Genomic DNA, 22,509 nt, shown 5'->3' on the forward strand with positions numbered 1-22,509 from the left:
GCTTGATACGATTCTAAAGTAGTGTTGAGTGCAGAAATAAGTTTTTGCTGAGTCATCTAACTAAGCTGATTTTAATTGAATAATACCTTTATCAAATACGCGATTATTAGTAGCGATCGCACTTATTTCTATTCTATCTTTATACACTTCATAAGAGGCAAAACTTAAATCACTGGTAGAATACCCTGTCCACTCAGAACGCCCTACAGGACGATTACCAGCACCTGCACCACAAATTAAATAAGTTGTCCCATCAATAGCACGTGTGCGTTCATAATTGTGTTCGTGACCATTGATATAAAGTTGAACGCCGTATTTTTTAAATAGGGGAGTAAAAGTTTTAATAAAATCTGGATTACTCCCATACTGACCTGATGAATAAATTGGATGATGACCAAATACCACTTTCCAAGGAGCATTACTAATACTTAATTCTTTTTCTAACCAAGTTAGCTGATTTTTCCAATCAGCATTACCGTTAGTATCTAAAGCAAAAAATTGTACTTGATTACGTTTAAATGTATAGTAACGTCCCTTCATATTAAAGCCGACATACTTGACTTGTAAATCGCCATTGGCAGTACGAATATCGTGATTGCCTAAACAAGCCTGGAATTTCACACCTTGTTTTAGCAAAGGTTGATAAGGACGCTCAAAAACTGCACTAATTTTTTCCATTTCGCCGTTATTGTAAATATTGTCTCCAGCTAAAACGACTAAATCATAAGGATTTTGTTTGTGATAGGCATTCATTGCCCCAGCCACAGCATACTGTCCTTTAGCACCAGTCCCCGTATCAGCCACAGATACAAAACGTAATAACAAGTCTTTTTTAACTGGGTTGGCGGCTATAGCTGTAGTTGAATCGGTAAGATCAGCACTGTGATGATTTTGATTAGTTAACATCCAGGCTAAAAATCCTGTACTAATGGCGCTGAAGCTACTTAAAAATAAAAATTGACGGCGTTTTAAGTTCATAATTCACCAAATTTGATAAATAGTCAGTTTAGCGGAAACAATGAGCAATGAAGTGATACATTAAGGCAAAAGAAGGCAGCACCAGTAATAATGTATGTTGTTTGTCTTTGATTCGCTGCTTTTGGTGAAAGTTCCATGTCACAAGACAATCAGTCAAAACCGACGGATGAACAGGGAAATCAACCTCCCCAAAAACCTTACCAGAGAGTTCAGCCATTTTGGAAGGCTAAAATTATCCAAGTTCTCCGAGGGACGATTGGGGTTTTAGAAACAACGGTGGACAAACTGGAGACAGCATCCCCACCAGGTACTAAGGAAACACCCGGCTTTTTACAACAGCTTCAGTTGCGATGGGGTGGACTGTTAAGGACAATCCGCTTGTTTTTGCCATCAAATTTATCAACAAAGTTATCAGATACAGCTTTGACGGGAATTGTGGCTGGAATTGCTGTAATTCTCATTTGGACAACTACAACTGTCTTTACTGGTAAACCTACTAAAATAGCAACGGTTCCTCCAGTTGAAGAGGTTCCTGCACCGACACCAACGATAACTACTCCACCGGAGTCAGTTGTACCAGAACCGCAGCCGCCACAGCCACCAGAGGAAATTACGCCGCCAGAACCTGAACCTGAACCAATTCCCACCCCAACGCCAACACCGACACCAGCTATAGAATTAACACCAGAACAAGCTTTGATTGCGGCTATTGAAAATCAGGTAGCCGAAATTAGCGATCGCATTGCTTCTGGTCTGATAAAGTCAATTCAAGCCAATTTCCGCACGAGTAACTTGACTGTCAAAATTAGTGACGATTGGTACACTCTCAAAGAATCTCAGCAGGACAAACTAGCTGCGGAAATATTACAACGTTCTCAAGAACTTGATTTTACCCATTTAGAAATTATCGACTCCCAAGATAAGCTGATAGCGCGTAACCCAGTTGTCGGTACTGAAATGGTGATTTTTAAACGGCAAACAACAAGCTAAAATAATTCGTAATTCGTAATTCGTAATTCGTAATGGGCTTCTCCGCCCTGCTACGCTAACTTAATTCGTAATTTTTATTTTTAACTTCAAGTATTTATGTTAGATAACCTTTCGCTATTGCTCAAAGCTTGTGAAAATTTAAATATCAGCTATGAAATTATTCATCCGGCTGAAAACTTGGTAAAAATAAAACTGAATAATAAACAACATTTTTTTTGTAATTATAGTACTCCGATAATAAATCAAGCCGTAGCCCAAATTATCAAAGATAAGGAATATACTTACCATATTTTAAAGAACAAAGTTAAACTTCCTCGGACAGTAGGTTTTCTTTCCCCTTTTTGTGACCTGCAATATAAGATTTACTTAAAATTTCCCAGTTTTGAAGATATTATATTAGAAATAAAAAAAACCTTTGAAACGCCTGTAATTGTTAAACGGAATTCTGGATCAAGTGGGCATAACGTTTTTTTATGCCAGAATACAGATGAAGTTGAAATTGCTTTGAAAGAGATTTTTAATATTAATAATAAAAAGTATGATTACGTTGCGATCGCTCAAGAGTTCATTGATATAAAATCTGAGTATAGAGCCGTTTTTCTAAACAAAGAGTTAGTTTTGCTCTATGAAAAAGATATAACTAATGCAAAATTTGTAGGCAATCTTAGCCCTCTTCACTGGGATGGCGCGAAAGCAAAATATATCAATGATCCACAAATATTGTCAGAGATTGCTAATTTTGCTAAACCAATTTTTGAAGAATTAGACATTGATTATGGTGGTTTAGATATAGTCTTAGATCGAGATAACCAATATTGGTTAATTGAAATCAATTCTCACCCAAATTATACTATTTTCACTAGAGACAATGGAGAAGAGCCTGTGTTGAGGATTTTTGAAAAAATGCTCATTAGCCTAGCCTCAAATTGAAGAAATAAATCATCAAAAAGACGCGATAAATCGCCGTCTCTACAAATACTGATTCTTGTAAAGACGGCGATTCATCGCGTCTCTTGCTTAACTCCTAACTCAGCACTCTCATTGCCTGAGTTGGTATCCACACAGTAAAAATAGAGCCAATACTGATGGTTGATTCTACTTCAATTCGACCCCGATGGAGTTCTACAAGCTGTTTAGTTAAAGCTAGTCCAAGTCCAGTGCCTTCGTAGCGGCGGCGATAGGGTGTATCGAGTTGCTGAAATTTTTCAAATAGTAATGGTAACTGTTCTTCGCGTATGCCAATCCCGGTATCTTCCACTTGAAAAATAGCGGTATCATCCTCCACCCAAAGGCGTAAGGTAACGTTACCACTTTCGGGAGTGAATTTAATCGCATTAGTTAACAGATTCGAGAGAATTTGTGCTACTCGTTCGGCATCGGCGGTAAAGCGATCGCGCCTGGGATCGATTTGCAAATCAAGGTTGAGATTGATTTGTTCGCTTGTTGCTTTTTTTCGCAGTGACTCCACAGCATTTTCCGCAATATTCACCAAAGAAAATTCCGAAATATTTAAAGCTGTCTTACCAGCCTCGATTTGCGATAAATCGAGAATGTCATTAATCATTTCTAATAAATGTTCTCCACTATCGTGGATTGTTTGCAGATAATCGCGTTGTCGCTGACTCAATTCACCCAAAGGCCAACGTAACAACGTAGACGACATCCCAATCACATAAGTTAAAGGCGTGAGTAATTCGTGACTGATAGTAGCGAGAAATTCACTTCTGAGCCGGTTAGCAGCTTCGGCGGCGAGGAGAGCATCACGTAGTCCGATTGTGCGTTCAATAACTCGTTGTTCGAGAGTTTGTTTTTCTTGGGTGAGGGTTTGCATTAACTCAGCTTGGTAAATGGCGATCGCTAATTGTTCGGCGATCGCAATCAGCAAGTTTTTTTCACTATCAATCCACTGGCGTGGTTCATTGCACTGATGAGCAATCAGCAGCCCCCACAGCTTGTCCTCAAGTATAATCGGTGCTGCCAACTTAGCCCGCACTTGGCTTTCCCTTAAAAAATTCAACAAACACTCTTCTAGAGCATAAGTTTTTTCGACATCATCCACAGCTAACGTAAAGCCTTGACGATACTTCTCCCAACATTGAGAGGTTCGCATAAAGCAATTTTTTTCAGTGTAATTCAACACGCAGGTAATCGCATCTGTAGCACGGGCTTCATAGACAATATAAGCTCCATGCTGTTGGTAATCTTCTACTAAGGATTGATTATTTACTGAGATAGAAGTTGAGCATTTCCCGTTATCCTCATCTGTAGAAGACTGGTATTGTTGAGTCTTGACTTTGGAACCTTCAAATTTATAGATTACTAATCGGTCTAATTCTAGAAACTCACGCACCTGTGTAATTGCCGTTGCCATAATAACAGGCAAATCCAAGCTTTTGCGGATCTGCGTTGTTACCTGATTCAACAACCGTTCTTGGGAAATCTGTTTTTTTAAGGCATCTTCCACTGGCTGACAGATATAAACTGCCGGCGCAGTTGGGCTTGGAGGTGCTATTATTTCTTGGTTTGGCTGAGTTAGAAAATATTCTAATAGCAACAGCGAGAACTTACTTTGGAGGGTAGCATCATTGGGCCCAATAATTTGGCGATAGCGTTCGAGATTTTGGTGAGTATAGGAATCGCACTCAAACAAGTCTCTCAATTCGTAAAGAAAAGAAGCGATCGCCTCTAAATTAAATGTCAACCTAGCATTAAGTGCTGAGTGAGTGCTGAGTGGAGAGTAAATTTCCTGCTCCCCTGCCCCCCCGCTCCCCTGCCCCCCTGCTCCCCTGCTCCCCTGCTCCCCTGCCCCTCTGCTCCCTTGCCCCTCCTCAAAGGTTCCTACCAAGAGCGCACTAAACTGCCCAGAAACCACCAATGTAAACCTTTGCCTTTGCCACTCCACAGGTATGCAAATCCGCGCCAAAACAGCTTCTGTCAGTACCAGAGTGGCACTTTCCACTGTTTGAGCCATTTGTTCCAACAATTCCCCAAGCTGATTAAATACAACAATAGGCAAGGTTCGAGAAAAGCTCAAATCAGGAGAACTAAGCATTTTTAATCATTACTGGTAAGAGGGGGCTAAATGCAGCGGAAAAGTTTGTTTTGATTGTGTAATAACCAATAGTTTAAGACGGTAATACAGCATTATGCATCGTATAAGTAGCACATCGGGTGGATGGAATCAGTCAGAGGGTTTAATTTTTCTAGAACAAACTCCAGCGCCTTTCGTGTTGATTACGGCTGCTGATACCGACATTCAAACTTTGGCAGTTGCGGTTACAAAATTACCTTCACAATTTCCTGCCTTAAGAGTCGCCAATCTATTGCAATTGCAGCAACAGTTAAGCATAGATACTTATGGAGAGCAAGTTTTGGAGCTTGCTCAAGTAATTATTTTGCGCCTATTAGGAGGACGTTCTTACTGGAGTTATGGCTTAGAAGTAGTGCAAGAAATTGTGCAACGTAATGGTAGAACCCTCATTGTAATGCCAGGGGACGACGCTTTTGATCCCGACTTAATTTCTCAGTCTACCGTGCCTTTAGGTGTTGCTAACCAGGTATGGCAGTATTTTAGCGAAGGCGGCGTAGAAAATTTTGTTAATGCTCTGCAATTTATCTCTGATACTTGCCTGTTAACTGCATACAATCCCCCGCTACCCCGGCCGATTCCGCGCGTGGGATTGTATGAATGGGGAGTGGCACTTCGGCTACGCTCAGTGACCAAGGAGCAAGGGGGCAGGGGAGAGTTAGAACTCCGTTCATCCACCTTTGAACTGGATGAATCCACCTCAGAACTCCGTTCATCCACCTTTGAACTGGATGAATCCACCTCGGAACTCCGTTCATCCACCTTTGAACTGGATGAATCCACCTCAGAACTCCGTTCATCCACCTTTGAACTGGATGAATCCACCTCAGAACTCCGTTCATCCACCTTTGAACTGGATGAATCCACCTCAGAACTCCGTTCATCCACCTTTGAACTGGATGAATCCACCTCAGAACTCCGTTCATCCACCTTTGAACTGGATGAATCCACCTCAGAACTCCGTTCATCCACCTTTGAACTGGATGAATCCACCTCAGAACTCCGTTCATCCACCTTTGAATCGGATGAATCCACCTCAGAACTCCGTTCATCCACCTTTGAACCGGATGAATCCACCTCAGAACTCCGTTCATCCACCTTTGAACCGGATGAATCCACCTCAGAACTCCGTTCATCCACCTCGGAACTGGATGAATCCACCTTGTCTCCTTGTCCCCTTGTCTCCTTGTCCCCTTGTCCCCAATCCCCAATCCCCAAAATCGGCATCCTTTTCTACCGCGCTCATTATTTAGCGGGGAATACTAAAGTAATTGATGCTTTATGCGAAGCTTTGGTACAGAAAAATTTACAACCAGTGCCAGTATTTGTTTCCTCATTGCGTGAACCCGATGTGCAAGCGGAGTTGAGTGAATTTTTTCAACCCAAAGAAGCCGAATCAATAGCTGTGCTGCTAAATACCACTAGTTTTTCTCTAGCACGCTTGGAAAGCGAAACACCCCAAACTGAACTGTGGGAAAAATTAGATGTGCCTGTGTTGCAGGTAATCCTCAGTGGCGGATCAATTGAACAGTGGGAGTCACAATTTCAAGGGCTATCTCCCCGTGATATTGGGATGAATGTAGCGCTACCAGAAGTAGATGGGCGGATTATTACGCGTGCTGTGTCTTTTAAAGCCGTGCAAACTCGTAATCCCTATTTAGAGACAGATGTGGTAATTTATGAACCAGTCAGCGATCGCATCGAGTTCGTTGCTAAACTAGCAGCAAATTGGGCGCGTCTACGTTCCAAACCACCTCAAGAACGGCGAATTGCCTTAATTCTGGCAAACTACCCCAACCGCAATGGCCGCCTCGCCAATGGTGTGGGACTGGACACTCCAGCTAGTTGTGTAGAAATCCTGCAAGCTTTACATCAGGCTGGTTATGAAGTCGAAAATCCACCTGCTGAAGGAGATGAGTTGATTCAACGGTTGACAGATGGCGTAACCAACGATTCGGAAGGTAGAGAATGGCTTCCGGTACACCAAAGTGTCTCTTGGGAAGAATATCAAGAATATTTCGCTTCATTACCGCCAGCAGTTCAGCAAGGTATTAGAGAACGGTGGGGAATGGGGCAAGGTGCGGGAGGCAAAGGTGAAAACTCTTCTCCCCTGCTCCCTGCTCCCTGCCCCCTTGCCTCTTTCCCCGTTCCCGGAATTCAACTCGGCAACGTTTTTGTGGGAATTCAGCCAGCAAGAGGTTATGATAATGACCCAAGTTTGAATTATCATGCGCCAGATTTAGAACCAACCTATGATTATTTAGCTTTCTACTATTGGGTTAGAGAATGTTTTGGTGCTGATGCTGTAGTTCATGTAGGGAAACACGGAAATCTAGAATGGCTACCCGGTAAAAGCGTGGCTTTATCTAATAATTGTTATCCAGAAGTGGCTTTCGGCGCACTTCCCCACCTGTACCCGTTTATTGTCAATGATCCTGGTGAAGGTTCCCAAGCTAAACGTCGCGCTCAAGCGGTGATTATAGATCACTTAACGCCACCGATGACTCGTGCGGAACTCTACGGTTCTTTGCAACAGTTAGAAAATTTAATTGATGAGTATTATGAAGCCGACAGTTTAGATCCTTCGCGTTTACCAGTAATTCGCGATCGCATCCACGAACTGGTAATCAAAGAAAATCTCCATCTAGATTTGGGAATCCAAAATGAAACAGAAATTTTTAAGTCTGAATCTCTAGTTTTGAATTCCATCGGTGGTTATCTTTGTGAATTGAAAGAAGCCCAAATCCGCGACGGGTTGCATATTTTTGGGCAATGTCCCCAAGGAAGGCAGCTGCGGGATTTAATAGTAGCGATCGCTCGCATCCCCAATCGCCATTCTTTAGGTATTACCCGTGCCATAGCTCAAGATTGGGGTCTAGACTTTGATCCCCTCACAGCCGATTTGTCAATGCCTAGTGGTGAATACTCAATAGTCAATGGCACAGAATGCCGCACCATCGGCGATATAGTTGAAGTCCTAGAAGAACACGCCGCCCTTTTAGTAGAACAACTAATAAATCAGAATTCTTGTAGAGACGCGATTCATCGCGTCTTTGCTGAGGAGGGAGACGCAATGAATCGTGTCTCTACTTGGATACGCGATCGCCTGCTGCCAGCTTTACAACAAACCGATCAAGAAATCACCCACTTATTACACGGACTAGATGGCGGTTACGTCCCCAGTGCCCCATCTGGCGCACCCACGCGCGGCCGCCCAGAAGTTCTACCAACAGGGAGAAACTTTTATTCTGTCGATATTCGCGCCATTCCCACAGAGACAGCTTGGGATATTGGTAGAAAAGCTGCTGAAACCCTCGTGGAATATTACACTCAAGAGCATGGTGAATATCCCAGAACACTAGGTTTATCATTGTGGGGAACAGCCACCATGAGGACTGGCGGTGATGATATTGCCGAAGCGTTAGCTTTACTGGGAGTCCAACCTGTATGGGATGGTGCAGCGCGGCGAGTAGTAGATTTTGAAATTTTGCCTCTAGCAATTTTGGGACGGCCCCGTGTAGATGTTACCTTGCGAATTTCGGGATTCTTCCGCGATGCTTTTCCCAACTTGATTGACTTATTCGATCAAGCAGTATCAGCAGTAGCAGACTTAGATGAACCGCCAGAACAAAATCCCCTAGCGGATGCAGTTCGCCAAGAGACTGAATTGTGGACAAACCAAGGATTAAGTGTAGAAGAAGCCGTGGTGCGATCGCGCTATCGCATCTTTGGTTCTCGCCCAGGTGCTTACGGTGCAGGACTCCAAGGTTTAATCGAATCGCAAAACTGGACAGATGACGAAGATTTAGCCCGCGCCTACATTAACTGGAGTTCTTACGCCTATTCTTCGGGGGCAGGGGAGCAGGGAGCAGGGAGCAGGGAGCAGGGACAGGGAGCAGGGGAAGCAGAGCGAGCAGGGGAGGAGAAAATTTCCAATCCCCAATCCTCAGTCCCCAGTCCCCAGTCCCCAGTCCCCAATACCGAAGCCTTCAAACAACGCTTATCCCAAATGCAAGTTGTCCTGCACAATCAAGATAACCGCGAACACGACCTACTCGATTCTGATGATTATTACCAATTTCAGGGTGGCTTAACCGCAGCCGTGCGTTCTCTACAGGGAAAAAACCCCCAAACATATTTTGGTGATAATTCCATACCCGCCCAACCACGAGTCCGCCAACTTAAAGAAGAAATTTCACGGGTGTATCGTTCTCGTGTAGTTAATCCTAAGTGGATTGCAGGAGTTATGCGCCACGGTTACAAAGGTGCTTTTGAAATGGCGGCGACAGTAGATTTTTTATTCGCCTACGACGCTACAGCTAAATGTGTAGAAGATTATATGTATCAAGGCATAGTAGAGGCTTACTTGCTCGATCCAGTTGTGTCAGAATTTATTCAGGAAAAGAACCCTTATGCTCTGCGTGATATTGCTGAAAAATTATTAGAAGCACACAAGCGCAATTTATGGGAGGATGTAAATATAGGAACATTAGAAGCTTTGAGGAACCTAGTACATCAAGCTGAAGCAGTTATCGAAGAAAAATCAATGGTGTAGGAAACAAATATGGAAAATCTTGCGTATTTGCACCTAGCTTTCGCCTACGAAGACAGCACACCCAGTGAATTGGTATCCCTCAGTTCTTTGTTTAACAAAGCAGCTGCACCAGACTGGAAACGGCTTTCTGGTAGGGCTTGGAAGTATATGTTGCCCCTTGCTCTGTCCTTATCTATTCTTGGCGCTGTCAGCAGCGTTATAGCACTTGAAATAGGCGATCAAGGCCCCTCTGTTAGAAATCTCCAACAAAAGTTGAGAACAGCAGGTTTTTACCAATCCTCTGTTACCCAAGTATATGACGCATCCACACAAGAGGCTGTGCGCCGCTTCCAAAAAGCCGCCGGTTTACCAGTGGACGGCATTGTTGGAGCAAGCACACTGCAAAAGTTAGAAAACTGGCAAGCTAAAAAGCCCAGTACTACGACAACACAAGCAAAAAAAGCCACTGTTGTCAGTACACAAGCTAAAAAGCCCAGCACTACTAGTTCGGTTCGTTCAGCCACCAACCAACGCCGTAATCCTAACTACCTTGCTAAGGGTGATGAAGGTGAAGATGTCAGAGCCTTGCAAGAACGCTTAAGAATCGCAGGCTTTTATTATGGGAACGCCACAGGAATATTTGGCCCAATTACCGAAGAATCTGTAAAGCGGTTCCAAGATTCTTACAAATTAAGCGTTGATGGAATTGCTGGCCCCGCAACATTGCGTAAATTGCCAGGAATTGGCATTGGCGATGGAGAAGAGGCTCCCAAGAAGGTTGTCAATCGAGACAAACTCCGTGTAGGCGATCGCGGTGAGTCAGTTAGAGTTATCCAAGAACAATTGATCCAGGCAGGATATTTAGAGGGAGAGCCAAATGGCTACTATGGCCCCTACACTGCCGATGCTGTACGAAGATTCCAGGCAGCTAATTTCTTAGCAGCAAGTGGCGTTGCTGGCCCAACTACACGAGCTAAGTTATATAGCTCAGTTAATACTGCTAAAAAAAGCGAATTTAATACCCTGGAAATCCAAACGCGACTACGGGAACGGGGTTTTTATAAAGGCAAGCTGAACGGTGTAATGGCAGATGACACCAAAAAAGCGATTAAACAAGCCCAAGAATTCTACGGCATCAGCCTTAAGGATCTTAAGAGCGGACGCTTTTAACATCCGCTTTGGTGTTGTTAGTATCAGTTCCCAACTCGTTGCTAGCCTCTAGTAACAGCAAATTACGAACTTCTCAAAATTCCACTTATTTGGTTAATTTGAGTAGTTTCGTCTGATTATTCACCCAAGTGCTAAAGCGGCATCAGCGCCCGTTGGCACTTGGGACACACTGCATGGATTGTCATTTGACAATCAAGCAGGTGGAAACCTTCTTTTTGAGCGGTTTTCGATCCAATTTTTAAAATTGAATCATTTTTAAACTCAATAGTTGAGTTGCATCTAACACAAATCAAGTGATGGTGATGATGAGGATAAGGCTGGTTGATCTCATAATGCTTATGTCCTTCACCCAGTTCTAATTCCCGTAAAATTCCCATCCTCGCCATCAACTTCAAAGTCCGATAAATAGTTGACAGACTGATCCCTTCACCATCAGTTTCTAGCCGATGATAAAGATCCTCCGCACTTAGATGTTCACCTTGCGGAAGTTCTTGAAAAATGTGTAAAATTGTTTCGCGCTGGGGAGTTAATCGCCAGCCTCGTCCGTTCAGTTCTGCCTTGAGTGAAGTAGTTGTGTAGACAGTCATACTAATATTTCTCAACAAAGCTTGTTAGTTGAGAATATAACAAATCTTGGGAGCAATTTGCAACAATCATTGCCTATTGAGAATTTATATTAAATATTTAAGAACAATTCATTAAATCTTGATCAAAATTCAAATAATAAGCTGTATTGCATTTAATTTGCATACAGCTAATAGTTAGGATACTTGTAACGATTGCATCCCTTGACTTTAAATTTTGTATGAGTGAATTTTGAATTGTTTAACCGATCCCCACCTTCAAGATATCTGAGCAAAGCTCTGGGGGAACTCTTATACAATTAAATGCAAATTACTTGCTATAAGCTTTTAAAAGGCTTTCAATCTGGTATCAAATCAGTCTTTTGTCCCTAGTCATTTGTCAAGTGTAGTTTTCTAATGACAAATGACTAATGACAAATGACTCTCGATCATTGACTAACTTAGAGATTCCAAATAATCGCGGATCAGGTTACGACGCTTAGGTTGGCGTAGTTTTTGCAAAGCCTTGGATTCTATTTGTCGAACTCGTTCGCGGGATAAGTCGAGAGCGCGGCCAATTTCTGCTAAAGAATAAGGATGACCATCTGCCAAACCAAACCGCATCAAAATTACATCGCGTTCCCGGCTAGTTAAATCTGACAGAAGATGATGCAAGTCTCTTTGTAAAGATTCTCGCATTAACATTTCTTCTGGGGTTACACAGTCAGTTTCTAGTAATTCGCCTAACTCAGTGTCTTTATCCTTGCCTACTTTGGTTTCCAAAGAAACAGAGCGAGGAACCCGTAACAAAACTTCTCTGACTTGGGTTGGTGTCATCTCTAACTCAGTTGCTAAATCTTCTAGAGTTGGGGTGCGACCTTTTTCTTGAGCAATTTTGCGTTGAGCCTTTTTGATTTTGTTTAACTTTTCGGTAATATGAACCGGTAGGCGAATGGTGCGACTAGAAGTTGCGATCGCCCGTGTAATTCCCTGACGAATCCACCAGTAAGCATAAGTACTGAAGCGATAACCCTTAGTTGGGTCAAATTTTTCTACAGCCCGCTCCAAACCTAGTGTGCCTTCTTGGACTAAATCCAACAATTCCAAACCACGATTTTGATACTTTTTAGCAACAGACACAACTAAGCGAAGATTCGCCTTAATCATGTGTTCTTTTGCTTGGAGTCCTTGGGACTGAACTTGCTCCAACTCTTCTACAGTCAACTTGGCAATTTCTGCCCAGCGACGTTTCCCATTTGCCAAAGTCGGTCTGAGATCGGATAAAATTATATCAGCAGTAGCAGCCCATCTTTCCAAAGATGGGCGATGTCCTAGTTCCGAGGTTAGACGTTCTTGAACTTCAACTAACCTCAAATAGGGCGTAATCACTTCATCCCCTTCCTTGGCGGCCTTAGCAAGTACTATCCGCATCCGCAAGTAACGCTGGACTTTTTGAGCTTCTGAAACCTCTTCATCGCGCCCCAACAAGCGAACCCGACCAATTTCTTGAAGATATAGACGTACTAGGTCTGTACTCCGACGGTTACTGCTAGCAGCAAAGTTAGCATTGTCAACAGAAGCGATCTCTAGCTCCTGTAGGTCATCTACCGATAACTCACTGTCATCAACCGTGAGATCCGAGTCCAAAGCCTGGCGGGACTTTTTGGTGTTGTAGGGGGCGTCTGCATAAAAAGATGTTGCTGGCATAAGATCGTCTCAATGGCTCCAGGTAACAATAGATTTCGGTCAGCTTAGATTACGGTCAGCTATTCAACTGTTGCTATTGTTCCCGCGATTAACGATGAACTAACATAGTTGAAGGTTCCATTACAATTTTTTTAGAAATTAACTGTAATGGTTTTATTGGATACAGTATTACTGGACTTAATCGGCTGCTAAATTTTTGATTTAACCAATAGCTATTTAAATCGGCAGCTAGGCTTTCAATATTTCAACTACTTAGTTAACATTTCAACCTCGGTGGGTTGTGATAGTAACTTTTGTAACACAGTATAAACATCCTTCAGTGAATGTCATCTTTATAATTGGCATAGTCACATTTACATGGCTACAAAAGTAATATCCTGACGATTTAGCAATTTTTTCTCAGGATTATTTAGGTATAAGTAGAACTAATAGAGATCAGGGAAGTGATTAGTATTAACGGCAAAAATTCTATCGATACGGAGATAGAAAACGTAGGAAAGTTATTAAATACTCTCTCCGTGTCTTGCTAACCCGTCAATTTCAACTTGATTATGACTTACGCAAAACTATACTCATGCTGTAGGGGCAATTCATACCTGCTACAGCATGGGTATGCTCTCAATACTTTTCGGTTAAGGGGGAAAGGGGAAAGGGAAAGGGTTTAAATTTACCTTTACCCCAAACCCAGTAAGCTTTCCCCAAACCAAAAGAGAGATTATTGGGTTTATCCGAAAAGTATTGGGGATGCTCTAGTAGTTGTACTCTGGCTTGATATCTCGCAGCATCAGTTTATCAAGCGCTTGTCGGGGTGTGATTTCTCCCTGAAGTAACCGATAAACTTGCTCAGTAATTGGAACTGGAATGTTTTGTTGCTTGGCTCTTTGCATCAAAACTTGGCAAGTGTTCACTCCTTCGGCTGTTCCTTGTAAATTTGCAAGAGTTTCTTTAAGTGTCTTACCACCAGCTAGCTGGTAGCCGACTTGGTAATTGCGGCTTAAGGGACTATTGCAAGTTGCTAACAAGTCTCCAAGACCCGATAATCCATAAAATGTTTCCGTCTTTGCACCCCAGTCGTTACCGATGCGAACCATTTCTGTAAGTCCACGGGTGACTAAAGCAGCTTTGGCATTGGTTCCTAGATGTAAACCATCGCATACACCAGCTGCGATCGCAATCACATTTTTTAGCGTTCCCCCCAGTTCCACCCCCAAGGGGTCGGGATTGGTATATACCCGGAAACGATGAGAAGAAAATACTAACTGCACTACTTCCGCAGCCCTGGGAATATTACTGGCTACCACTGTTGCTGCTGGTAACTCTAGTTGAATTTCTTTAGATAAATTAGGCCCAGACAAAACAACCACTGCATGGTTAGGGAATACTGTTTGCCAAATTTGTGACGGCGTGCAAGTGGTTTGGGGATCTAAGCCTTTAGTCGCCGTCACAAAAATCGTCTCTGGAGAAAGGGGAAAAGACTGGACTTGGGAAGCAACATCTCTCACACCAATCATTGAGATAGCGGATAGGATTATTTGGGCATCTTCTAACACTGCTTGGAGAGTTTGGGAACCTTGACGCGACCACACGCGCACCTGATGACCATTCGCTGCGGCGAGATTTGCCAGAGATGCACCCCAAGCACCCGCACCAAGAATTGCTACAGATTTTGAATTAGTCATTAATCACCATTCTCCCCATCACCCAATCACCCCATTCTCTTAGCAATCTAAAATCTAAAATCTAAAATTAGCTCCGAGGATAACGTTCCATTAATTCCCTGACTTGTTCTGCATGATATGAGCTTCTTGTCAATGGAGAAGAAACAATTTGTAAAAATCCGATTTCTTCGCCGAATGTCTTCCAAGCAGCAAATTGTTCTGGGTTGATAAATTCATTTACTTGTAAATGTTTTTGACTGGGTTGGAGATATTGCCCAATTGTCAAAATGTCGCAATCTACGGTTCGTAAGTCTTGCATGACTTGGCGAATTTCGGCATCAGTTTCACCAAGTCCAACCATAATCCCGGATTTGGTGTATGTGCTAGGAGAAAGTTGGCAAGTTCGCTGTAATAATTCTAATGTGCGATCGTAGTTTCCTTGGGGACGCACCCGGCGATACAGTCGTGGAACAGTTTCGGTATTGTGGTTTAATACCTCTGGCGCTGCTTGTAGAATCAACTCTAAAGCATTCCAATTACCGCACAAGTCAGGAATTAGCACCTCAATTGTGGTGTTAGGTGAAACAGAGTGAACCGCATCAATACACGCCACAAACTGAGATGCACCACCATCAAACAAATCATCTCGATTTACAGAAGTGATTACTACATGATTAAGGTTCATGCGGCGAACAGCTTCCGCTAGTCGTGCAGGTTCCGTGGGATCTAGTGGTTTCGGTTTTTTCTCAAAATCAATATCGCAGTAGGGACAAGCGCGTGTACAAGCCGGGCCCATAATCAAAAACGTAGCAGTACCGGCATTGAAGCATTCGCCAATATTCGGACAGGATGCTTCCTCACAAACTGTATTGAGGGATAAATCCCGCAAAATGTCTTTAACGTTACCGATGCGCTCACGCTGAGGTGCTTTTACCCGCAACCAGTCTGGTTTTACAGTCACAATCCGCTTTTACCACTAGAGTTATACAAATTTAATCGTAGCAAGCAAAGCCTTGGGTGAAGCGATCATATATTCATATATATAGATGTAATTCTGTCATTTAGCACGGGTTGTGATATTCTTAATTTACAATGACATTTTTATGGCGGGATGTGGCGCAGCTTGGTAGCGCACTTCGTTCGGGACGAAGGGGCCGCTGGTTCGAATCCAGTCATCCCGATTTGTACTGTAGAGCGACAAATTATTTGTCCGTAACGACACATTATTTGTCAAAATTCATATAGCGACAAATTATTTGTCAACTGCTTTCCTATGGATTTAAATATAGCTGACTTTCTTTAAGTGGAGTGGGAGGCTCAATTATAAGCTCACCATAATTCCAATATATCTGCAAACATTCAGGATAATCCCGAACGAAGTGCGCCTTTCAACCCTCCCAAAAAGCTTGCAATTTAAATAAAAATTCAACAATACTAGGGCTTACGCACTGTACAAACTAACTATCTTGTTGAAACCTCTATCAAAAATTCGTGAATCCGAACGTAATCAGCTTTCAACCCACCCCTAGCCGGGATGGTTGTTGAAACCTAACCACAGATGGTAAAAGATGGATTTACAATTCCCTTTCAACCCACCCCTAGCCGGGATGGTTGTTGAAACAATTCTTTAATCCACAAACCAACCCAGTTAAGGTTCTTTCAACCCACCCCTAGCCGGGATGGTTGTTGAAACCTCACTAATTCTTTGATTTGACGGTAGCTTAAACCCATCTTTCAACCCACCCCTAGCCGGGATGGTTGTTGAAACTTCTAAAGTAATCATGCTAAAATCGCGGTGGTTTTCTTTCAACCCACCCCTAGCCGGGATGGTTGTTGAAACCCATAGAATACGGCATAATTCCTGGGTTCATCTCTTTCAACCCACCCCTAGCCGGGATGGTTGTTGAAACTCTACCCGTCTATAACCCTTGTTATAAAAGCTTTCCATACACATAAATTGGCAGGTCTGCTTAAAAGAGTCTCGAACTGAAAATTTAAAAACTAAATGCATTCACATGCTAGTTTATTAAGTCAAGACTGGATAAGGGTTTTAAAGTTTTGGCGGGACTCTAGGGATTTTGCCCCCGCTTCGACACGCCAAAAAAATATTTGGAGGGTTCCCCCGACGAAGGGGGTGATTCAGTAGCCACCACTGCGGTAATCCGCACCGTTGCTAGAACGGTTAGGGCTTAATAAGCCTTACTTCTTATTGCAGGGAGCGCACCTATCCTGTCTTGCGACAGCAGCATCAGAAGCGGGCAGCTACCAGGGCCAGAAAGCAAAACGGTCTGACAACCGTCAAACTAACCTAGATTTTTCACAGCACATTGGCTCTAAAGAGCATGAACTGCGGCGCTATTATCTCTATATTATATTTTCAAGGTTCAGTATTTCAACTAAAGCACCTCAAATTGGCGCTGTTGATAAGCAAACAAAGCTAAATCTCTGGCTTGTTCCTGTCGAGTGTCTCTAATTGGCTGTGACACCCTTTCAATAAATATTCCAATTTTTGCAGCTTGGATTTGAATACTCTCAATTAATCGACCATAGCTCCAACGGTGGACGCTGACACGATAATCTTTTGCATAGTTTTGTTGACCTTCCTTGTAACCTGGAATTTTTTTCTCTGCTTTTGCTTGAACCTCGCTTTGAATGATTTCTCACATATCACCCAGTTTGGGCAGAACAATACTGCCAGCAGAGTAAGTTTGTGCGATCGCAACAATCGCATCTGCTAGTAATCTATCAACATATTGTCCTAACTCTGATTCACCAAATGAGTTTGGCGCGTTTTGTTTCTGAGCTTTGTGGCGTTCGTGTGAAAGGCGTTGCTGTTGCTGCCTCTGGCGGTTGAGAAGATTGTAGTTGTCACCGAGTAGTTGTTTTACGCTGCGATAAGTCAGAACTTTGTTGTTGGCAGCATCTACCACAGCAACTGTTGCTGGTTTGTCTAGACCCAAGCTTACACCAACCAGAATATTAGATTTTCCTTGATACAGAGGTTTACTGGGACGACCAGGGAAGGGGTTCTTTAGTTTCCGCCTCGTAGTTAACTCTTTTTTTAGACGAGTTACTTGGTTCTTCTTTAAACTACCTTTTTGTTCCATTTTGCTGATAGTTTTTTCAGCCTGATTGATTTTCTCAGAGCGAACTAGTTCTGTTTCCTCTTGTGTCCACAAACGTGTTTCTATAGAACATTGAAGAATCAAGCGGTGAACCGTCCACGGCTTACCTTTACCTTTTCTTTCCTGCCAAAGCAGACGTGCAGAACGTAGAATAAATAGCCCAGAAGAATATGTTTCATCGTCATCATGCCAAATTTGCCAGTCTTGACAGAAGCGTTGAAAATAATGAAGCTGACGAGAATCGCAATAAACCTCAAATTTGGGTTCATTCATTAGTTTATTCAACCCATTAAATTTGACAAAGATACGATTTTTATCGTTTGTCAACCAAGTTAGGTCTGTATTGGTTTCATAATCAACAGGATATGGCATATAGCTATTTCCTCTCAGGAGGGTAGCTTGCCAATATTTAGCTTCATCTTCATTTAGAGGGACTTTATTAACCACCTCTGACAAAGTTTTTAGCCACTTTTCTCCTGTTAAATCTCGTCCTTTGGGTTTCCGACTTTTGATTTGATTTTTTAACCGTTCAATTTCTATTTCTTTTTTACGCCTACCCTTAGCATATTGATCTGGATCTTCATCAACCTCACTAACCTGATAGTTATTTTTGAGCAAATAGGCAAGGGCGCACCGAGATAAACAGTCTTCTGTTTTATCATAAATATCAAATAACCCCCCGAAAAGCGTAGTGTTTGAAGAGTCCTTTTTATTTTTTTTAGTCTTATTACCTTTTTTTATTTTAGATTGCTTATTTTTATTTTGAGTGAACTTAGCAACAAATGAAGTCAAAATTTCAGTAGCTTTGACCCGAATAATATCCAAGCTACATTGACTTTCTTGCTGTAATTCCATATCACTCTTGAGCATCTTTAGCCAACGCTCTTTTCCTTCTATTTGGCGCTGTCGTCGCTTTTGTAAGGCGAACCAAGACTTATAAATTTCCTTGACTAGAGTAACTGCTGATGTGTAAAAACGACCTGGCTGGTCAGCAAAGCTCTCTTGTTTTTTGAGAGAGTCGCATATTTTCTCGATAGTGTCTTTAGGCACTTCACATTTTTGTAACCAAGTCTCGAAATTAGGATGCTTGTCTAGCTGTTCCAATAATTCGTTAATCAGTGGTGTGTTTTTCTCAGACATTAGCTCCCAGAAAAGGCGGAGGCTGTTTTCATCACCAAACAGAGGAGATTGAATAGTGATAACGCTCATATTATTTCCTACTAGCTTGCAATCTGACTCAGACGAACTGCTTCATAAATTTCGGAAATACTATTCCGAATCTTAACTCTCATGGCTTTGGCTTTTGCTCGAATTCCTTCCGCATTTTCTTGTACATAAGTTAGATGAGTATTAATCTTGGTGACATAATCTAAAGATGACTGAATTCGCTGAAGCTGGGCTTCTATAACTGTATAATCCAGTTGAGAGTTAACGAGCTGCTGAGATGCCAACTGTTGGCGAATAATCAAAAATTGGATAGCGACATTTAATAGTTCATGTGTAGTAGCTACCCATAAACCCTGTTCACATATCCCTTGCCCCCATTCACCAATTTCGTGAGCTAAACCATCACGAGTGCGACTCAGAAATATAGCAGTATTTGCTCCACGCTTTTCCATAGCTGTGCTTAATTGCTTAGAAATTTTTCCTCGACCCCATCGTTTAGATTCTCGGTTTCTCGCTTCAATAACTATTGACATTTCTGTTAGTGCTATTGAGTTTGCACTCAGCTTGATGAGAATATCTCCAGGTTCTTTATCATTACCAACATGAGAAACCTCTGCGCCATAAAGCTTTGACCAATTTTGTAATTCTACAACCACAGCTTCTTCGTAAGTTGCTCCTTTAGCAATAGTTTGCTCCAGAACAGACTCTATTACCTCTTTTTCCCGAATTTGTTTAGCTAATTGATCTACTTCGCTAGCTAGTGGTTTAACTGCTTCCTCAACCACAGTCTTAACGGCTTTAGCTAAAGTTCCATTTTCTGTTGTGACATTATTTAACGCCTCTATAAATACGCCTTGTACCGAGCCAGAATACTGAGGATTTAACAAGTCCTGCAACTTCTTCATCACGCCGCCAAGAGTTGAAGTCTCTTTCGAGGTGTCAATCTCCTGTTGAAACAATATTCTCACTCCTTCTAGTTGTTCCGTGAGAACTGCTTTGGTTATATTAATTTGGTTTTGTATTAGAGCAAATACTTGACCATCATCTGTACTAAGTTGACTGATTAATCTTTGCTCAAGGGTTTCAGGTATAACTCCAACAGCTTTAGAAATATCAACAAGCAAAGACTCAAACTGTCGCTTCACAAATTCTGTATCAGTAAGGGCTTGAACTCTTTGGAGGCAAAAGAATCCTGCTTCAAAAGCATTTAGGCAAGCTTTTTCTTTTTCTGATTCTGGAAGAAGTTGTAGGTAATCTACAGCTTCACGTAGGGGGATTTGCAAATCACGAATGAGAATAGAGTTATCCATTACCTCGATTTTGCAAGGATTTTTGCTGATTTCAACGGTGCTGATTGAATTCATTAAACCTGTTGCCTGTTCCAATTAGTACTTCTATATCTCAGGCTAAGATTACCCTTGTAATCAGAGCAAGGGGTTTTTGCCACAATTGGTAGTGACTAGCGATCGCTTCTAACACTTTAACTTGCTTTGAAAAAGGCTACTTCCAGCCAATAAAAGAGCAGGCGCAGGCATTTACATACTCGCTTATTCTTGAGGGAAGTCAGAGGGCAAAGTAATAATTCCCTTAACAACTAGCTGTTTGAATTGATTAATCAGGTCGGCTTGCCGCAAAATTCGGGTAACGTATTTTGGTCGTCGGTGAAATTCTGTCCCCCAATCTTTAACAGTTTTTGGGCTAGTACCTGTAACTTCTGCGATCGCATTAATGCAAGCTTTGCGATAATTACGTCCTGGTTCGTGAGTAACCCAACGACGACAATACTCCATCGGTTCCAGGGGCAACTGACAGAGGGTATCAATTTGATGTTTATTTTGGTGGGATTGCCTCCCAGTTTGCATCTTGAGCGTTCGTGAGTTACTAAGGGTTACAGCAGCAGGGAATTGTGAAGACACTAAGCTACTGCACCCAAAACCCATACTTGCTGACCTCAACTTAAGAAATATCTGCTCTTAGCACAAGTATCTTAGTCACGATTTACGAGTAAATTATTGTTGCGGGAAGTCAGGGGGCAGGACTATTTTTTTGATTTGGTTGAGCATATCAGCCATGCGTAAAATATGCGCTACATAATTGGGGCGCTTCTCGAAGTTGGAACCCCAATTACCTATAGTCCTTGGACTCAGACCAGTTGCTTCGGCAAGAGCGGCTATGCAGGCTTTTCTATACCCCCGGTCATCGGGGGACATATCAACCCATCTTTTACAGTATTCCATCGGCTCCAAAGGCTTTTCACTGAGCGCGTCGATTCTATATTCAGCCCTTGGGCGAATGATGTCTATCACCCTACTTGATTTGAGTAGCACTTTTACTCATGAATCGTGAGTAAACGTGTTCATAAATAATGAGAATATGTTCAACTGTCGGCAAATCTTTTTTGAGTTGATAAGCCAGAGCAATTCCGTACAAACTCATACAAAGATGTCTATGAAGTAAGCTGTGAGATGGCGGAGGAACAAGAAAGATCGTCTCATTAGCGATCTTGTTGTGCGGATTCCCAGAAGAAGCAAACTCTGCCTTAACAGTAGTGAGGCTGTAACTACCCTAATATTGCAGGTTCAACTTTTTTATACTTAATATAGAGTATGAAGAGTTAGCATTCTAGCTAATATACTATTAAAGTATATGTAAAATTTAATTCAAAAAATGTGATATTTTTACAGACAACCCAGAAAATTACTATGTCAAATGGCTAAAACATTTATAAATATTTGAGGGTGTGATTAATAATACTAAAATCGTGCAATTTAGCTCCAATTTTTCTAGAGACTTTTTTGTGTCCCATATTTTACTTATCGAGGACAATAGTAATACTTCTGTATTACGCCCTGTAGTTGGTATATCGAACAATTTGCCTCATCCTGTGCAAGTGCGTCTACACTATATTGATGAAAATGAACCAACAATAATCGCAGAACAGTTTTGCCCAGCAAAATTATCTAGTGGATCGCAACAAAACCAGAAAGTGGATGTGGCATTAGATTTACTTGATAGTCTAAAGCCACGACGAAGTGAAGCTATGGTTGTTGCGAGTGCTTTGTATGGATGTAAGAAGCGCTTTATTCAAGGCATTCAATCGCGGAATTTTCGTTTTACGCTACAAATTCGCCCTTCTACTAAAGTGCGCTTAGGCAGTGAGCATCCTCACTACAATAGTTCAAAAGAAATTGTTGCAGCATCATTATTAGATTCAGATATAGAGTGGCAAGAAGAGCCGATCATAGAATATTCAACGGGACAAGTTGTAAATTACAGTGTAGCTGAATTACCCAACGTACTTTTACCAGATAATAGTTCTGCTCGTCTAATTGTGGCTTATAGAGGTGGTGTATCAGGATTTGGTTCAAATACAATTTTTGCTCTGTCTTCAGGCTCGGAATTAGGGCTAAAAGACTTAGTACAAACAGTAGCGACTGTCTTAAAAGTCAAGCGATCGTGAACAAAAAACCGGGACTGTGAACATTGACGCAACAGGGGAACGCTGCGCTAGATTCGGTGGTGGCTGGTA

The 22,509-nt window shown here is 42.1% G+C and carries 16 protein-coding genes, 1 tRNA gene and 1 CRISPR repeat array; of the genes, 7 read left to right on the plus strand and 10 right to left on the minus strand.

Going from position 1 to position 22,509, the window contains the following annotated elements:
* Positions 1–60: 60 nt before the first annotated feature.
* The gene (locus H6G86_RS03395) at positions 61–978 is read right to left on the minus strand and encodes a metallophosphoesterase family protein (RefSeq protein WP_190933102.1); all 918 of its coding nucleotides are present in this window, start codon (positions 976–978) and stop codon (positions 61–63) included.
* A 135-nt stretch (positions 979–1,113) separates the two neighbouring features.
* On the opposite strand from H6G86_RS03395, the gene H6G86_RS03400 reads away from it, so the two are divergent.
* Positions 1,114–1,968 carry a hypothetical protein gene (locus H6G86_RS03400; protein ID WP_190933103.1) on the plus strand — a complete coding sequence of 285 codons (855 nt, stop codon included), beginning with the start codon at positions 1,114–1,116 and terminating at the stop codon, positions 1,966–1,968.
* Positions 1,969–2,064: 96 nt separating this feature from the next.
* Positions 2,065–2,898: an ATP-grasp domain-containing protein gene (locus H6G86_RS03405; protein WP_190933104.1), complete on the plus strand. Its 834-nt coding sequence runs from the start codon at positions 2,065–2,067 to the stop codon at positions 2,896–2,898.
* A 94-nt stretch (positions 2,899–2,992) separates the two neighbouring features.
* Here H6G86_RS03405 and H6G86_RS03410 read toward each other — a convergent pair whose 3' ends face one another.
* A complete protein-coding gene (locus H6G86_RS03410) occupies positions 2,993–5,020 on the minus strand; it encodes a GAF domain-containing sensor histidine kinase (protein ID WP_190933105.1) in 2,028 nt (675 codons plus the stop codon).
* Positions 5,021–5,114: 94 nt separating this feature from the next.
* Here H6G86_RS03410 and cobN point away from each other — a divergent pair, with 94 nt between their 5' ends.
* Positions 5,115–9,611, plus strand: a complete 4,497-nt coding sequence (gene cobN, locus H6G86_RS03415; RefSeq protein WP_190933106.1) for a cobaltochelatase subunit CobN — start codon at positions 5,115–5,117, stop codon at positions 9,609–9,611.
* A 9-nt stretch (positions 9,612–9,620) separates the two neighbouring features.
* Positions 9,621–10,760: a peptidoglycan-binding domain-containing protein gene (locus H6G86_RS03420; protein WP_190933107.1), complete on the plus strand. Its 1,140-nt coding sequence runs from the start codon at positions 9,621–9,623 to the stop codon at positions 10,758–10,760.
* 131 nt (positions 10,761–10,891) lie between these two features.
* On the opposite strand, the gene H6G86_RS03425 is transcribed toward H6G86_RS03420, so the two are convergent.
* The 4 genes from H6G86_RS03425 to lipA form a co-directional block, all read right to left on the minus strand.
* Positions 10,892–11,347, minus strand: a complete 456-nt coding sequence (locus tag H6G86_RS03425) for a Fur family transcriptional regulator (RefSeq protein ID WP_114080112.1) — start codon at positions 11,345–11,347, stop codon at positions 10,892–10,894.
* Positions 11,348–11,779: 432 nt separating this feature from the next.
* Complete coding sequence (sigC, locus tag H6G86_RS03430) at positions 11,780–13,030, minus strand: RNA polymerase sigma factor SigC (RefSeq protein WP_190933108.1); 1,251 nt, start codon at positions 13,028–13,030, stop codon at positions 11,780–11,782.
* A gap of 749 nt (positions 13,031–13,779) precedes the next feature.
* The gene (locus H6G86_RS03435; protein WP_190933109.1) at positions 13,780–14,709 is read right to left on the minus strand and encodes an NAD(P)H-dependent glycerol-3-phosphate dehydrogenase; all 930 of its coding nucleotides are present in this window, start codon (positions 14,707–14,709) and stop codon (positions 13,780–13,782) included.
* 67 nt (positions 14,710–14,776) lie between these two features.
* Positions 14,777–15,649, minus strand: coding sequence for a lipoyl synthase (gene lipA, locus H6G86_RS03440; protein ID WP_190933110.1), 873 nt, complete (start codon positions 15,647–15,649; stop codon positions 14,777–14,779).
* A 146-nt stretch (positions 15,650–15,795) separates the two neighbouring features.
* Between lipA and H6G86_RS03445 the strand changes: the two genes are divergently transcribed.
* Positions 15,796–15,869: transfer RNA gene (locus H6G86_RS03445), tRNA-Pro, on the plus strand.
* A gap of 329 nt (positions 15,870–16,198) precedes the next feature.
* Positions 16,199–16,598: a CRISPR direct-repeat array (repeat unit 38 nt; unit sequence TCTTTCAACCCACCCCTAGCCGGGATGGTTGTTGAAAC).
* A 750-nt stretch (positions 16,599–17,348) separates the two neighbouring features.
* Here H6G86_RS03445 and cas12k read toward each other — a convergent pair.
* The 3 genes from cas12k to H6G86_RS03460 all read right to left on the minus strand — a co-directional run bounded on the left by cas12k (position 17,349) and on the right by H6G86_RS03460 (position 20,896).
* A complete protein-coding gene (cas12k, locus tag H6G86_RS03450) occupies positions 17,349–19,022 on the minus strand; it encodes a type V CRISPR-associated protein Cas12k (protein WP_313930421.1) in 1,674 nt (557 codons plus the stop codon).
* 11 nt (positions 19,023–19,033) lie between these two features.
* Positions 19,034–20,344: a hypothetical protein gene (locus tag H6G86_RS03455; RefSeq protein WP_190933111.1), complete on the minus strand. Its 1,311-nt coding sequence runs from the start codon at positions 20,342–20,344 to the stop codon at positions 19,034–19,036.
* Between the two features lie 183 nt (positions 20,345–20,527).
* Positions 20,528–20,896 carry a hypothetical protein gene (locus tag H6G86_RS03460; RefSeq protein ID WP_445626709.1) on the minus strand — a complete coding sequence of 123 codons (369 nt, stop codon included), beginning with the start codon at positions 20,894–20,896 and terminating at the stop codon, positions 20,528–20,530.
* 165 nt (positions 20,897–21,061) lie between these two features.
* Here H6G86_RS03460 and H6G86_RS40120 point away from each other — a divergent pair, with 165 nt between their 5' ends.
* Entirely contained in the window at positions 21,062–21,295 is a 234-nt protein-coding gene (locus tag H6G86_RS40120) for a hypothetical protein (RefSeq protein ID WP_190933112.1), read from the plus strand.
* Here the strand turns inward: H6G86_RS40120 and H6G86_RS39420 are convergent.
* Entirely contained in the window at positions 21,288–21,416 is a 129-nt protein-coding gene (locus tag H6G86_RS39420) for a hypothetical protein (RefSeq protein ID WP_277883530.1), read from the minus strand. The two genes, H6G86_RS40120 and H6G86_RS39420, sit on opposite strands and share 8 nt — an antisense overlap.
* 361 nt (positions 21,417–21,777) lie before the next feature.
* Between H6G86_RS39420 and H6G86_RS03470 the strand changes: the two genes are divergently transcribed.
* Positions 21,778–22,440 carry a transposase gene (locus H6G86_RS03470; RefSeq protein ID WP_190933113.1) on the plus strand — a complete coding sequence of 221 codons (663 nt, stop codon included), beginning with the start codon at positions 21,778–21,780 and terminating at the stop codon, positions 22,438–22,440.
* Positions 22,441–22,509 lie beyond the last annotated feature (69 nt).

It is taken from the genome of Nostoc sp. FACHB-133 (assembly GCF_014698055.1).
In the GTDB taxonomy this organism is placed as follows: domain Bacteria; phylum Cyanobacteriota; class Cyanobacteriia; order Cyanobacteriales; family Nostocaceae; genus Nostoc.

Excerpts from the sequence above, each read along its gene's own strand:
- H6G86_RS03435 (WP_190933109.1), bottom strand. The coding sequence starts at position 14,709 with ATGACTAATTCAAAATCTGTAGCAATTCTTGGTGCGGGTGCTTGGGGT.
- H6G86_RS03455 (WP_190933111.1), bottom strand. The coding sequence starts at position 20,344 with ATGAATTCAATCAGCACCGTTGAAATCAGCAAAAATCCTTGCAAAATC.
- H6G86_RS03420 (WP_190933107.1), top strand. The coding sequence starts at position 9,621 with ATGGAAAATCTTGCGTATTTGCACCTAGCTTTCGCCTACGAAGACAGC.
- H6G86_RS40120 (WP_190933112.1), top strand. The coding sequence starts at position 21,062 with ATGCGCTACATAATTGGGGCGCTTCTCGAAGTTGGAACCCCAATTACC.
- H6G86_RS03425 (WP_114080112.1), bottom strand. The coding sequence starts at position 11,347 with ATGACTGTCTACACAACTACTTCACTCAAGGCAGAACTGAACGGACGA.
- H6G86_RS03410 (WP_190933105.1), bottom strand. The coding sequence starts at position 5,020 with ATGCTTAGTTCTCCTGATTTGAGCTTTTCTCGAACCTTGCCTATTGTT.
- sigC (WP_190933108.1), bottom strand. The coding sequence starts at position 13,030 with ATGCCAGCAACATCTTTTTATGCAGACGCCCCCTACAACACCAAAAAG.
- cas12k (WP_313930421.1), bottom strand. The coding sequence starts at position 19,022 with ATGAGCGTTATCACTATTCAATCTCCTCTGTTTGGTGATGAAAACAGC.
- H6G86_RS39420 (WP_277883530.1), bottom strand. The coding sequence starts at position 21,416 with ATGAGTTTGTACGGAATTGCTCTGGCTTATCAACTCAAAAAAGATTTG.
- H6G86_RS03395 (WP_190933102.1), bottom strand. The coding sequence starts at position 978 with ATGAACTTAAAACGCCGTCAATTTTTATTTTTAAGTAGCTTCAGCGCC.
- H6G86_RS03400 (WP_190933103.1), top strand. The coding sequence starts at position 1,114 with ATGTCACAAGACAATCAGTCAAAACCGACGGATGAACAGGGAAATCAA.
- H6G86_RS03405 (WP_190933104.1), top strand. The coding sequence starts at position 2,065 with ATGTTAGATAACCTTTCGCTATTGCTCAAAGCTTGTGAAAATTTAAAT.
- cobN (WP_190933106.1), top strand. The coding sequence starts at position 5,115 with ATGCATCGTATAAGTAGCACATCGGGTGGATGGAATCAGTCAGAGGGT.